We start from the raw sequence: 13204 nt of genomic DNA, 5'->3' as shown, positions 1-13204 counted from the left end.
TGCCGATGACGATAACCGAGCGCATCACCGACATGGCGGAACCTGACGAGTAGTTCAGGGGCGGTTCACAACCGTTCCGGAGCCGTGTTGCCGACCGCCTCGATGGCCCGGCGCACCGGCACCAGCGACACCAGCACGAGCCCGACCGCGAAGAACACCACCAACGAGACGATCGCCAGCCGGAACGAGCCGGTGGCCTGGCCGACGCCGGCGAAGACCAGCGGACCGAGCCAGGACGTGGACCGCTCACCGACCTCGTAGAGGGAGAAATACTCGGCCTCCTTGCCCTCCGGCACCATCTGGCTGAACAGCGAGCGCGACAGCGCGTTGGTGCCGCCGAGCACGAGACCGATGCCGACCGCCAGCCCGTAGAACTGGAACTGCTGACCGGACTGCACGAAGTAGGCCGCGGCCAGCACGACGATCCACACCACCAGGCTCACCAGGATGGTCTTCTTCGCCCCGATCCGACTCGCCAGCACGCCGTGCAGGACGCCGCCGATGAACGCGATGAACTGCACGATCAGGAAAGTGATGATCAGCGACTCCTGCGGCAGCCGCAACTCGAGATCACCGTACTGGGCCGAGACCTGGGTGACCGTGGCGATGCCGTCGGTGTAGATCATGTAGGAGCCGAGGAACGCCAGCGTGAGCGGGAACGCCCGCGCCTGGCGCAACGTCCCGGCCAGCTGCCGGAACCCGGCGGTGATCACCGCGACGCCGCGCTCATCGCCGGTCGGCTCGTCGTTGCCGTGCACCGGCCGGCCGCGCAGCGCGGCCAGCGGCAGCAGGGTGAACACCGCCCACCAGACACCGGCGGAGACGAAGATCCACCGAACCGCCGCGCTCTCGCTGAGCCCGATCGCGTCGTGCCCGAGGTAGAGCAGCAGGTGCAGGCCGAGCGCGCAGCCACCCCCGAGGTAGCCGAACGCCCAGCCACGCGAGGAGACCCGGTCGCGCTCCTCGGTGCTCGCGATCTCCGGCAGGAACGAGTAGTAGACGACCACCGAGGCGCCGAAGCAGATGTTCGCGGCGATGAACAGCACGATGCCCAGCCGCCAGTTCGAACTGCCGACCAGCCCGAGCAGGGAGGTCGCCAACGCCCCGCCGAAGGCGAAACCGGCGAGCATGGTGCGCTTGCCGCGGGTGCGGTCGGCGATGGCGCCGGTGATCGGCAGCACCAGGACCTGCACGACGGTGGCCGCCGACAGCAGGTAGCCCCACAGCGAACCTGCCGGGAACACCAGCCCCAGCACCGAGACGTCGCAGTGCACCAGCGAGTTGCCGCCGGGGCACGCACCGGGGCCGTTGCGGGCGAGGTCGGCGGTAGCGGACTCGGTTGCCACGCCCGTCAGGTACAGCGAGAGGAACACCGTGGTCACCGACGTCGGGAACACCGAGTTGGCCCAGTCGTACCAGCACCATCCCCGCTGCTCGCGGCGCCGGCCCGCGGTGTCCGGCGCGAGACCGCCCAGCACGCTCATGCCTCTCCGTCCAAGTGCTCACTCGTTTGGGGGTAACGGGGACTGTATCGGCCGCCGATCAGGCTCGGCCCGCGGTGCGCCGGTCATGATCAGCGCACGGCGTCGCAGCAGGTCACGGCTGATCCGGAGCGGAGCGCGGCTGCCTGGTCGAGGCGCTCGCGTCCCAGTCGGCGCCGAGACGTTCGCGCAGCACGTCCCGCAGCAGCTCCGGCCGGTCGGTGACCAGGCCGTCGACGCCGAGATCCAGCAGTTCGCGCATCCGCGCGGGCTCGTCGACCGTCCAAGCGTGCACCTCCAGTCCCCAGCGGTGCGCCAGCCGCACGAACCGCGGGTCCACCACTCGCAGCGAGCCGTGCCGCGGCGGCACCTGCGCGGCCCATCCGGCGACCCTCGATCGCAGCCCCCAGCCGCCGTAGCGCGAAGCGCTCCACAACGTCGCGGCGGTGCGCTGCCCCATCGAGGTAAGCAGCCGCTCATCACCGAGCCGCCGCAGCTCGCGCAACCGGCGGTCGTCGAACGCGGCCAGGCACACGCGGTTCCAGGCGTCGTGCCGCCGCAGCACCTCCAGCACCGGACGCACCGCGGAGTCGTGCTTGACGTCGACGTTGAGCAGCGCCTCGGGCAACTCCTCCAGCACGTCGTCCAGCCGCGCCACCGGCTCGCGACCGCCCACGCGGGCCGCGCCGACCGCCGACCACGGCAGCCTGCGGATCGTGCCGCGGCCGTCGGTGGTGCGGTCCAGGCTCGGGTCGTGCGAGATCACCACGACCTCGTCGGCGGTGGCGTGCACGTCCGTCTCGATGTAGCGGTAGCCCTCGGCGACGGCGCGGCGGAACGCGCTCAGCGAGTTCTCCATGCCGTCCAGATCACCGAGGTGCCAGCCCCGGTGCGCGAAAGCGCGTGGCCAAGGACCGTGCAGGAACGGGTGGGTCACTGGGACTCGAGTCCTTTCACGAACCATGGGGCGGGCGATCGCAGCGCTCCCACTCTGCCCGACGACGTGGATCTCGGAGAACCCGCACCGGCGTGGCATCGGACCGACCGCCATCCGGCGGGGTTACCGTTACGCGCCGTGGAGAGCCTGTCCGCGAAGGATCCATCCGCCCGGCGTCCGTCCGGACGCCAAGACCGGCACTGCGCGTGGTGCGGCCGCCGGATCGCTTCGGCCGGACGGCAGGGCAGGCCCCGGTTGTACTGCACGCAGTCGTGCCGCCAGCGGGCCTACGAACGCCGGGGGGCGGTGCAGCGCACCGGTCTGCCGGAGGATGCGGTGGTGCTCTCGGCGGGTGAGGTCGCGGATCTGCAGGACCGGTTGTTCCAGTTGCGCTGCGCCGCCGAGGACGTGGGCACCGCCGCGGAGGACGGCGCGGATGCCGAGGAACTTCGCAAGATGGCCGCGCAGGTCGTCGCGGTGGCCACCGAACTCGAACGGATTCGCTGAGGCGGAACGGGATCCGGGCCGAGCACGGTGTCCCTCGGCTCGCCTGCCGATCTCGCGCACCAGCTCGATCGCACGGCCGGTACCTGCTCGTTGTGGCCGCAGCGACGCCCCGGCGAAGGCGCCACATCCGCGGTGACGGTCGAAATGCGCCGCCGGAAGATTCGTTGTTGAATTGCGCATCAAGGCGGCTCGGGACGGAAACCGTCGAACGCGACGCATTATCCGGACTCCACGGACGTGCGACGAACCGCTCATCATTTCCGGTTGTCGAATTGCTCGGACATGGACGAATGAGCACTCAGAGTGCGCATCGATCCGAAGATCCACTCTTTGCGGTATTCGCCCTTGCGCGGGGATGATCGTCAGGGCCAATCTGGAGGCACTGACCGAACCGTCGGCCCGCCACCGACCCGCCGAAAGGCACTCACCGCCGAGCAGCGGCGGCGCGGAAACTTCCCGGGCAGCAGTACCGCGACGGGCGAGCACCACCGGCTCACCGGCCGATTCGGACAGCACTGGGAAGAACTGCGCGGGAAGCGGCACCGAGGACCAGTCCTTCTCGGTCCGCAACCGCGCGCGGTGCGTCACTACGCGAAAGGTCCGAGCACCGATGACCACTGGTACCGACACCGGGACACCGCCCTACGCGGATTCCTCCATCAGCGAGCTGCTCGCCGTGCCCACCGCCGAACGGAACGACGAATGGCTGCGCGGCGCATTGCAGGCCGCCGTGGAGCTGGAAATGTCCACCATCCCGCCCTACCTGTGCGCCCTGTGGTCGATCAAGGCTCCGGAGGATCCGTCCTCGGCGGTGGCGGCGGAAACGCTGCGGCACATCGCACTCGACGAGATGTTCCACCTCGCGGTGGTGAACAACCTGCTGGTCGCCGTCGGCGGACGGCCCCGGCTGCGCGGCCGGGCGCCGACCTACCCGGGGCCGCTGCCACGCGGGATCGTTCCGGGCCTGGTGGTGCATCTGCAGGGGCTGACCAGGGGATCCGTCGGCGACGTCTTCATGGGCATCGAACGCCCCGAGGACCCGCTCGCCCGCGACTACGACACGGTCGGGCTGTTCTACGAGGCCCTCATCGAGAACTTCCGGCACTACACCGGAACGTTCCGGCCGGAGAACCAGCGCGAGATCTCCTTCGGCGGGCACGCACTGCCGATCGTGCACACCACTGAGCTGGCGATCGACCTGCTGGAACAGGTCAAGGAAGAAGGCGAGGGCACCGCGACCAACCCCCTGTATGGCGACGAGCTGGCGCACTACTACCGGTTCGGCGAACTCGCGCACGGCAGGCGGCTGGTGCGGATCGGCCCGGGCGACGAGTGGGCTTGGGCGGGCGCCGAGGTGCCGTTCCCGGAGTGGCAAGTCGACGTGTACCCGATGGCCCAGCTGCCCGGCGGCGGCTGGCCGGAGCCACTGCCGGAGGAGGTGCAGCGGCCGCTGCGGGCGTTCGGCCGCACCTACGCGGAGGTCCTCGACCAACTCGAACAGGCGTGGAGCGGCAACGAGCAGGCGCTGCCCGATGCCATCGCCGCGATGCGGCGTCTCCAGCAGCCTGCGCAGGAGTTGATGCACCAGCCCTACCGCGGCGGTTCCTACACCTACGGCCCGGATTTCCGACCGGTCTCCTGAACGCGGAAGGGCCAGCGCTCAGGTGTCGGACCGCTGCTGCGAGATCGCTTCCGGAGTAGCGCCGTTCGGGGTCGCGGGACGCATCAACCTGGCTGCTCATCGGCCACCGGCAGCAGCAAGGTGAACATCGGCGGCGTCGCCCGGCTCAGCCGCAGTCGTCCGCCCGCGGCTTCCGCCAGCCCGCGCGCCAAGGCCAATCCGATGCCGTGCCCCGAGGACTCACCGCGCTGCACGAACGGATCCCTGCCGGGCGGGACGCCGCGGCCCTCGTCGGCGACGTCGATGGCGAGCGCGCCGTCGGCGTCTCGCGCGGTCATCGTCACGGTGCCCGCACCGTGCGTCGTGGCGTTGTCCAGCAGGACGGTGAGCACCTGCCGCAGCGTCGCGACCGAAGCGTTCGGCCGGACGGTGCCGCCTGCGTGCACTTCGAGCCGCCTGCCCTGCGCGGTCAGCAGCCCGTTCCAGCCTTCGCGCAGTTCGGCGAGCAGGTCCGGCACATCCGCAGGCGCGGTCACCGGACCACCGGCCCTGGCCAGCAACAGCAGATCGTCGATGGTGCGTTCCAGCCGGTCGGCGGCTTCCACGCTCGATCGCAGCGCGGCATCGGGGTCCTGCTCGGGATCGTCGAGCGCGAGTTCCAGTTGCAGCCGCAACCCGGCCAGCGGCGTGCGCAGCTGGTGCGAGGCGTTCGCGGAGAAGGCCCGTTCGCGGGCGACCAGCTGGCCCAGCCGTTGCGCCGTGGTGCCCATCGAAGTCGCGACCGAGTCGATCTCCGGCACGCCGGCGGGTGCCGGGCGCACCGAGAAGTCGCCGTCGCCGAGCCGTCGAGCGGCACCGGAAAGCTCCTCCAGCGGCCGGGACAACTTGCCCGCGATGACGTGCGAAACCAGCCAGGCCACGAGCACCGCGAACAGCGCCAGGCCGGCCATGGTCAACCAGGTCAGCACCGTGCGCAGCAGCACTTCGCGATCGGAGGTCACCGCGCGCACGACTCCGACCACCTTGCCCCGGTCGGCCACCGGTACCGCCACCACCAGCGAATCCTCGTCGGAGCCGTTGATCAGCCGGCCGTCGCCGGCGGCCGCGCGCACCGCACGGTCTGCGAGCGCCGGCCCCTCCCCGACCTGGAGGCGCCCGTCCGGCGAGTACAGCGCGACCCTGGTCTGCTCGCCCGCGTCGGGCAGCGTCAGCGGCTGCTGGTGCCCGAACAGCTCGTCGGCCGCGGAGAGCGCGGCGGACTCGGCGGCCTGCTGCAGCTCGGCACGCGCGTCTTCGGCGAAGTACCGCTCGGCGCCCACCGCCAGCGGAAGGCCGAACAGCACGGTGGCCAGCACTGCGGCCAGCACCGTGAGGGTCACGATGCGTCTACGCACGGTCCTGCCTCTCCCGGGGCGACATCCCGCTCGTGGTGCTCGATCGCCGGGGCCCGACGCTCGGGGCCTTCTTACCGGAGCCGCCGCCCGCACCGCGGCAGCCGGTGGCGTGTCGCCTGGTGGGCGGATCGGCACGTTGCTCGGCGCAAGGCAACGAGTTCACGCGCCGGTGTCGGTCGTCGGCGGGACGATGTGAGCATGTGCCGAAGCATCAGAACTCTCCGCCCGCCGTTCGTCGAGCAGCTGACCGAGCAGGACGTGCAGGCGGCAGCGCTGCAATACGTCCGGAAGGTCTCCGGGTTCCGCAAACCGGCCGCGCACAACGCGGCGGCGTTCGACAAAGCGGTCGAGACGATCACCGCGGCCACCGCCGAGCTGCTGGAAAGCCTGGAAGTGCGCGGTTCGCGCGGAAGCCGACCCGCTCAGGAACCGGTCGAGCCCGCTTCCAACGCCAGCAGCGAGCGCTTCGCCTCCGGCCCGCCGAGGTAACCGCCGAACGAACCGTCCGAGCGCACCACCCGGTGGCACGGCACGACGACCGGCAACGGGTTGCGCGCGCAGGCGGTGCCGACCGCGCGCACCGCCTTGGGGCTGCCTGCTGCGGCGGCGACCCGGGCGTAGCTGGCCGTCTCGCCGTAACCGATCTCCGGCAGGTGGGTGAGCACCGCCCGCCGGAAACCGTTGGCCAGCCGCAGGTCCAGCGGCAGTTCGAACCGGCGCCGCCGTCCGGCGAAGTACTCGTCGAGCTGCCCGCTGGCCGCCTCCAGCCGCTGCGGCGCGGACAGCACCCGCGGGCTCACGGTTTCGGCCAGCGACTCGAGCACCGCCGCATGGCCTTCACTCGCGTAGGCGACCCGAAGCAGTCCTTGCTCGGTCGCGGCGAGCAGCAGCGGCCCGACCGGGGTGTCCAGCGTGCGGTAGGCGATGTCCAGGACGCCTTCGCGCTCGGCTCGCGCGGCCAGCTGCGCGCGGAGCCGCTGCGGGACCTCCGGCGGTGTTGCGAACGGTGCGGTCATGGCGCTTCTCCTTCCGCGACCGGGTAATTGCTGCGCAGCTTCGCGATGCCGTCCGCGGCGGCGCGGCGGGCGGCGTCCGCGTTGCCGCCGATGATCGCGGCGACCTCGCGGTAGGGCAGCCCGGCCAGGTGGTGGTAGGCGACGGCCTGCCGTTGCCGGTCCGGCAGGTCCCGCAGCGCGTGCCACAGCTCCGGGTCGGGGTCGCGCGGAATTCCTTGCGTGCTTGGCCGTTCCGGCACGTGCTCGACGCTGACCGGACGCCGTGCCCGCGCGCGCAGCGCGTCGATGGCCTTGCGGTGCGCGATCGTGACCAGCCAGGCGCGCACGTCCGCGTCGGCGTCCAGCCGCGGGTAGGCCCGCAGCGCCGCGAGGAACGTCTCCGACCAGGCGTCCTCGGCGTCGGCAGGGCCGAGGACGGCCCGGCACACCCGCAGCACGACCGCGCCGTGCTCGCTCACCACCTGCTCGAACGGCCGCATCGGATCAGAACAGCCTGCCCGCGTCCGCAGGCGCCGGTTCCTCCAACGCCAGCAGGTAGCGCTTGCGCTCCAGTCCTCCCGCGTAGCCGGTGAGGGTGCCGTCCGCGCCGATCACGCGGTGGCACGGCACGATCACCGATATCGGGTTGCGGCCGTTGGCCGCACCCACGGCTTGCGCGTAGTTCACGTCACCGAGCATCCGGGCCAGCTCGCCGTAGCTGCGGGTCGCGCCGTACGGGATTTGCCGCAGCAGCTCCCACACCTTCAGCTGGAACGGCTCGCCGCGCGGGGCCAGCGGCAGGTCGAACTCGGTGCGCGTTCTGGCGAAGTATTCGTCGAGCTGGCGGCGCGCCTCGTCCAGCACGAGTGTCGTGCCGCGCTCGCCGAGTTCTTCCGGGGCGTGCCTGCCGTCGGCGTAGTGCAGCGCCGTGAGGCCGTCGTCGCCCGCGACGAGCAGCAGCTCCCCCATCGGCGAGTCGATCAGCGTGTGCTTGGTGCTCATCGTCGGCTCCTGTCTGTCGCTTCCCCACTATGCAGACGTCTCGGGCGCCCGGAACGTGAGACCGGGCGGCGGTTCCGGCCACCGCAGTGTGGCTTGCGGGCTGCTGACCGCTGAGCTGGGCGGTCCGCAGCGCGGCCGCGCCCGCCGACGGCGCCGGGGACGGCGAGGACCGGCTGGAATACTCCTGACCATGACGACGGCACCACCAGCCCGCCCGGCCAAGCGCGGCAGGCCCGGCTACGACCTGGAGTCCCTGCTGGCGGTGGCGGTGCAGCTGTTCAACGAACGCGGGTACGACGGGACCAGCATGGAGGACCTCTCCCGCAAGCTCGGCATCAGCAAATCCGCGATCTATCACCACGTGCCCAGCAAGGAGGAACTGCTGCGGCTGGCCGTGGACCGGGCGCTGGACGGGCTGTTCGCCGCCGCCGCGCAGGCGCGCGAACTGCCGGGCAGCGCGCTGACGCGGCTTGAGCACCTGGTCCGCGGCAGCGTGCTGGTGCTGGTCGAGCGGCTGCCGTTCGTCACGCTGCTGTTGCGCGTGCGGGGCAACACCAAGGTGGAGCGGGCGGCGCTGGCGCGGCGGCGCGAGTTCGACCAGCTCGTCACCGACCTGGTGGCGGAGGCGGTGCACGACGGCGAGCTGCGCCCGGAGCTCGATCCGGCGACCACCAGCCGCCTGCTGTTCGGCATGGTGAACTCGTTGATCGAGTGGTACCGGCCGCAGGGCGGCTCCGGCGGTGAGGAGCTGGCGGAGGCGGTGGTCGCGGTGGCGTTCGACGGGCTGCGGGTGCGGCCGCAGAATCCCGCTTGACGGCAACGATTTTCAACAGCTCGAGGTCGGATTCCGGAGGTGGGGGCCGGATTTCCCGGCCCCCACCTCCGCCCCCAAGAGGAAAGCGGGTCGGCGGCCGGTTCGGGGTCTCCGGCGCCGGTCGCGGCCGCGTGCGCGCCGATTCGGGGTCAGGCGCAGCGGCGGATCCAGCGATCCGCTTTCCGCATCGGCAGATCGTCGCTCCGGGACTGTCCACTCGCAACACGCAACGGGTGTGTCCGGCGAAAATTCCCCCGCTCATCACACCAGCGAGCGTCGCGAGACCGAATTGTGGCGCGCACACTGGGACCTGGGACGCGTACAGCCGGTTCTTGGAGCTGTGATGGGAAGGTTGCGCCGGAGTTCCGTCCGGGACTGCGCCATCGCGCTGGCGGTCGCGGCGATGACCGTCCAATGCGGCACGCAGCCGCCGCCTCCGGAACCGGCTTTCACCGCCGGCGTGGGGGAAGTGACCGCGCAGCGGCTGGGGCCGAGCTGGCGGCCCGGGTGCCCCGTGCCGCCGGAACAGTTGCGGCTGCTGACGCTCACGCACGTCGGCATGGACGGCCGCGACCACATCGGAGAGCTCGTGGTGCACCAGGACCGGGTCGGGCCGACCATCGACGCGTTCCGGGAGCTGCACCGGATGCGGTTCCCCATCGAGCGGATGCGCACGCCCGAGCACTACCCGGGCGCTGACGATGAACTGTCCATGCGGGACAACAACACGTCCGCGTTCAACTGCCGCGAGATCAGCGGCAGCGGCAACTGGTCCAACCACGCCTACGGCCGTGCGGTGGACATCAACACGCTCATCAACCCGTACGTGAGCTCGGACGGACTGGTGCAGCCGGCGACGGCCGGGCCGTACCTGGACCGAACCCGGCGCGATCCCGGGATGTTCCACGCAGGCGACCCGGCCGTGCGGGTGTTCACCGACAGGGGCTGGACTTGGGGCGGCTCGTGGCACGATCCCAAGGACTACCAGCACTTCGAGCTGGAGTGACCGGCTTTCCGCCTCGATCCTCCGGATAGGACTCGCGGACCGGCGGGGGAACTACTTGTTCAAGTGCGGTTCGAGCTGCTCGGTCACGTAGTCGATGGCCGTCGCGCCCCCGGGCAGGAAGCCGACGAACTGGAAGAAGCCGTGCATCTGCCCGGAGAACCGGCGCAACTGCACCGCAACGCCCGCCGCGCGGAGCTTTTCCGCGTACGCCTCACCTTCGTCGCGCAGCACGTCGTGCTCGGCGGTGAGCACGATCGCTGGAGGCGATCCCGCCAGATCCGCGCACCGCAGCGGCGAAGCGTCCGGCTCGGCGCGCGCCGCGATGTCCGGCACGTAGTGGTCCCAGAACCAGACCATCGTGTCCCGGGTGAGCATGAGCTGGTTGTCCGGATCGGTGTAGGAAGCGTTGTCCAGATCCGCATCGGTGACCGGGTAAACCAAGACCTGTGCGGCGATCTGGGGGTCTCCGGCGGTTTTCGCCCGGTTGGCCAGCACCGCCGCCAGGTTGCCGCCCGCGCTGTCTCCGGCCACGACGAGCGGACCGCCCGCGCCACCGGTCAATTCCGCCACGTGCTGCGCGCTCCAGCGCAGCGCCGCCCAAGCATCCTCGACCGCAACCGGGTACCGGTGCTCCGGCGCCAGCCGGTATTCCACCAGCACGACCGTGCACCCGGTCCGCTGCGCCAGCACGCGACCGAGGGTGTCGAACTGGTCGATCGACCCGATGACCCAACCGCCTCCGTGCAGGTACACCAGCACACCGCGACTGCGTTCGGCCGGTCGCAGGACGCGCACCGCGATCTTCGCGCCGTCCGCGGCGAAGACCGCGGTGTCGCGAACCTCGTGCAGTTGCGGTCCGGGACCGCTGAGGTCCGTCATCGCCGCGGACATCTCCCGCGCCTCCTGCGGCTGAAGGGTGTGCATCGGTGCAGCACCGGTTTCGGCCATTTGGGCCAGGAAATCCGCCGTCGCCTTGTCCAGCGCCATGTTGTCGCTTCCCCTTGTCCGTTCGGATGTGCGTTGGTGGCTATTTGACGACGAAGCCGCTGTAGCCCGCGGCCGCGACTTCCTCGCACTTCTGCTCGTACAGCGTCAGACCACCGACGTAGGGCATGAAAACCCGTTGTTTGCCGGGAACGTTCGCACCCAGGTACCAGGAGTTCGCCCGCGGGAACAAGGTCTCCGCGGCCATCTCGTTGACGTGCGCGACCCACTCGCGCTCGGCTTCCGCCTCGGCCTCGATGCTGCGGTAGCCGTTGGTGTCCAAGTACTCGATGCAGCGGGCGGTCCACTCCACGTGCTGCTCGATGGAGGTGACCATGTTCGTCAGCACCGACGGGCTGCCCGGCCCGGCCAGGATGAACATGTTCGGGAATCCCGCGACCCCGAGCCCGAGGTAGGTGCGCGGGCCCGCGTCCCAGCGCCGCGCGAGTTGCTGTCCTCGCCTGCCGCGCACGTCGATCCGGTTGAGCGCACCGGTCATCGCGTCGAACCCGGTGGCCAGCACCAGCGCGTCCAGCTCGTGTTCGGTGCCGCCCGCGCGCACGCCATCGGCGGTCACCGTCTCCAGTGGACTTTCGAGCAGGTCGACCAGGCTCACGTCCTCCCTGTTGTAGGTCTCGAAGTAGCCGGTGTCCACGCAGATCCGTTTCGCGCCCAGCGGATGATCACGCGGTAGCAGGCGTTCTGCGGTGTCCGGGTCGTCGACCACCTCGCGGATCTTGTCGCGGACGAACCCGGCGACCGCGTCGTTGGCGCGCTGGTCCAGCATCAGGTCGGCATAGGCACCGAGCAGGCTGAATCCGCCCTTTCCCCAGCGGTTCTCGAACTCCTGCCTGCGCTCGTGCTCGTCCACGTCGACCGCGTTCTGCTCGGTGTCCCCGCGGTCCACACCGGACGGACTGGCGCGAGCCTTGCGGCGGCGTTCCGGGTACGTCTCCTTGACCTGGCGCAGCGTCTCGGGATCCAGCGGCCCGTTCATCGCCGGGACGGAGAAATTGGGTGTGCGCTGGAAAACCGTCAGATGCCGAGCCTGCTCGGCGAGCACCGGGATGGCTTGGATCCCGGAGGAACCGGTACCGACGACACCGACCCGCTGACCGGAGAAGTCCACACCGGACTCCGGCCACGTCCCGGTGTGGTGCACCGGACCGCGGAACTCCGCCAAACCGGGCAGGCGCGGGGTTTGCGGCACCGAAAGACAACCGGTGGCCATGATGCAGAACCGGCTGACCAACGGGTCTCGACCTTCGCGGTGCACCGTCCACCGCGCGGTGTCCTCGTCGTAGTGCGCCGCGGTCACGCGCGTGTCGAAGGAGATGTCGCGGCGCAGGTCGAACCGGTCGGCGACGTGCGCGAGGTAGCGCTGGATCTCCGGTTGCGCCGGGTAACGCTCGGTCCACTCCCATTCCTGCTGCAGCTGTTCGTCCCACGAGTAGGAGTAGTCCACGCTCTCCACGTCGCAGCGGGCGCCGGGATAGCGGTTCCAGTACCACGTCCCGCCCACGTCGGAGCCGGCTTCCAGGACCCGTACCGACAGCCCCTGCGCGCGCAGCTTGTGGAGCATGTACAGCCCGGAGAATCCGGCGCCCACCACGACGGCGTCGAGGAGTTCCGGAGCGGTCGAAGGGGAGTTCGTCATCGCATGTCACCCGTCCACGCTGTTGACCGAAGGAGCCGGATTCGTTGGGAGCTGCAACTAAAAATCTAACGCAGCCGTCGTTCGGCAGCGATGAATGTCACTGACCTGGCCGAGTCCGCACAACTCGGCGTGATCAGCTCCCGCCAGCCGTCCGCGTCCTTTTCCGGTGCCGCGCGCAGCGCTTCCAGATCCGGGAACCACAACTCGCGCGCCGCGTCGAACTCCGGTTGCGCACCATCCACATAGGATTCCGGAATGCTCCGGGAACGGACGTGCCGCAGCGCCCCGACCGCACGCCCGCGGTCGCGGTCCGCGGAGTCGGCGAATCGCCGGTCGAAATCGTCGCCCGACAGCCCTTCGTCCGCGCGCAGCAGCCGGACCAGCTTCACACCGGTGGCCTCGCCGGGACCGTCCGAACCGTCCACCGCGGACTCGGCGGTGATCAGGAAGCGCAGCTTCGGGATGTCCATGAAGTGCACCTGGTCCGCATCCGCCTCGGCGTAGGCCGGATCGTCCTGCAACGCCAGCGCGGATCCCGGATCGTCCAGCCACACCTCGGGAATCCCGTGGTACGGCGCGTCGATGAGGTCGTCGGCCGCTGCCAGCCGGGAGTTCTGCACCGCGTGCCGGACGATCGAGATCGCCAGGGTGAGCGGGTCGCCGTGCGGGCGGTGCCAGTGCGCGTCGAACTCGGCCAGCGACAGGTCCGGCCGCTTGGTCAGCAGTGCCATCGTTTTGATCACAGTTCGCTCCCCTGTGGAATCGCGCGAGCGCGCGTCGTCGGATTCCGCTTCTCGTGCGCGGAT

Annotated in this window: 14 protein-coding genes; 5 read left to right on the top strand and 9 right to left on the bottom strand. The window is 70.4% G+C overall.

Going from position 1 to position 13204, the window contains the following annotated elements:
• Positions 1–65: 65 nt before the first annotated feature.
• Both V1457_RS18815 and V1457_RS18810 read right to left on the bottom strand, forming a co-directional pair.
• A complete protein-coding gene (locus tag V1457_RS18815) occupies positions 66–1484 on the bottom strand; it encodes an MFS transporter (RefSeq protein ID WP_338595849.1) in 1419 nt (472 codons plus the stop codon).
• Positions 1485–1596: 112 nt separating this feature from the next.
• Positions 1597–2445 carry a glycerophosphodiester phosphodiesterase family protein gene (locus V1457_RS18810; RefSeq protein ID WP_338595846.1) on the bottom strand — a complete coding sequence of 283 codons (849 nt, stop codon included), beginning with the start codon at positions 2443–2445 and terminating at the stop codon, positions 1597–1599.
• Between the two features lie 120 nt (positions 2446–2565).
• On the opposite strand from V1457_RS18810, the gene V1457_RS18805 reads away from it, so the two are divergent.
• Together V1457_RS18805 and V1457_RS18800 are read left to right on the top strand one after the other, a co-directional pair.
• Positions 2566–2925 carry a hypothetical protein gene (locus V1457_RS18805; protein WP_295140404.1) on the top strand — a complete coding sequence of 120 codons (360 nt, stop codon included), beginning with the start codon at positions 2566–2568 and terminating at the stop codon, positions 2923–2925.
• A 610-nt stretch (positions 2926–3535) separates the two neighbouring features.
• Positions 3536–4567, top strand: coding sequence for a ferritin-like protein (locus tag V1457_RS18800; protein ID WP_338595844.1), 1032 nt, complete (start codon positions 3536–3538; stop codon positions 4565–4567).
• 83 nt (positions 4568–4650) lie between these two features.
• On the opposite strand, the gene V1457_RS18795 is transcribed toward V1457_RS18800, so the two are convergent.
• Positions 4651–5940, bottom strand: coding sequence for a HAMP domain-containing sensor histidine kinase (locus tag V1457_RS18795; protein ID WP_338595842.1), 1290 nt, complete (start codon positions 5938–5940; stop codon positions 4651–4653).
• Between the two features lie 198 nt (positions 5941–6138).
• Here V1457_RS18795 and V1457_RS18790 point away from each other — a divergent pair, with 198 nt between their 5' ends.
• On the top strand, positions 6139–6429 hold the full coding sequence (locus tag V1457_RS18790; protein WP_200069550.1) for a DUF2277 domain-containing protein: 291 nt from the start codon (positions 6139–6141) through the stop codon (positions 6427–6429).
• Here V1457_RS18790 and V1457_RS18785 read toward each other — a convergent pair.
• From V1457_RS18785 to V1457_RS18775, 3 genes are read right to left on the bottom strand one after another with little or no spacing between them, the layout of a single operon-like run.
• On the bottom strand, positions 6363–6956 hold the full coding sequence (locus V1457_RS18785; protein WP_338595840.1) for a methylated-DNA--[protein]-cysteine S-methyltransferase: 594 nt from the start codon (positions 6954–6956) through the stop codon (positions 6363–6365). The two genes, V1457_RS18790 and V1457_RS18785, sit on opposite strands and share 67 nt — an antisense overlap.
• On the bottom strand, positions 6953–7435 hold the full coding sequence (locus V1457_RS18780) for an RNA polymerase sigma factor (RefSeq protein ID WP_200069552.1): 483 nt from the start codon (positions 7433–7435) through the stop codon (positions 6953–6955). Before V1457_RS18780 ends, V1457_RS18785 begins: the two co-directional genes overlap by 4 nt.
• A gap of 4 nt (positions 7436–7439) precedes the next feature.
• Positions 7440–7937 carry a methylated-DNA--[protein]-cysteine S-methyltransferase gene (locus tag V1457_RS18775; RefSeq protein WP_295140389.1) on the bottom strand — a complete coding sequence of 166 codons (498 nt, stop codon included), beginning with the start codon at positions 7935–7937 and terminating at the stop codon, positions 7440–7442.
• Between the two features lie 190 nt (positions 7938–8127).
• Between V1457_RS18775 and V1457_RS18770 the strand changes: the two genes are divergently transcribed.
• On the top strand, positions 8128–8751 hold the full coding sequence (locus V1457_RS18770; RefSeq protein WP_338595836.1) for a TetR/AcrR family transcriptional regulator: 624 nt from the start codon (positions 8128–8130) through the stop codon (positions 8749–8751).
• Positions 8752–9094: 343 nt separating this feature from the next.
• Positions 9095–9757: a M15 family metallopeptidase gene (locus tag V1457_RS18765; RefSeq protein ID WP_200069555.1), complete on the top strand. Its 663-nt coding sequence runs from the start codon at positions 9095–9097 to the stop codon at positions 9755–9757.
• A gap of 51 nt (positions 9758–9808) precedes the next feature.
• Here V1457_RS18765 and V1457_RS18760 read toward each other — a convergent pair whose 3' ends face one another.
• From V1457_RS18760 to V1457_RS18750, 3 genes are all read right to left on the bottom strand, one after another.
• Entirely contained in the window at positions 9809–10744 is a 936-nt protein-coding gene (locus V1457_RS18760) for an alpha/beta hydrolase (protein WP_338595832.1), read from the bottom strand.
• Positions 10745–10784: 40 nt separating this feature from the next.
• Positions 10785–12398: an NAD(P)/FAD-dependent oxidoreductase gene (locus V1457_RS18755; RefSeq protein WP_338595830.1), complete on the bottom strand. Its 1614-nt coding sequence runs from the start codon at positions 12396–12398 to the stop codon at positions 10785–10787.
• Positions 12399–12463: 65 nt separating this feature from the next.
• Positions 12464–13141: an EthD domain-containing protein gene (locus V1457_RS18750; RefSeq protein WP_338595829.1), complete on the bottom strand. Its 678-nt coding sequence runs from the start codon at positions 13139–13141 to the stop codon at positions 12464–12466.
• Positions 13142–13204 lie beyond the last annotated feature (63 nt).

It is taken from the genome of Saccharopolyspora sp. SCSIO 74807, assembly GCF_037023755.1.
Taxonomy (GTDB): Bacteria; Actinomycetota; Actinomycetes; order Mycobacteriales; family Pseudonocardiaceae; genus Saccharopolyspora_C; species Saccharopolyspora_C galaxeae.
This window is presented reverse-complemented; position numbering and strand designations above follow the sequence as displayed.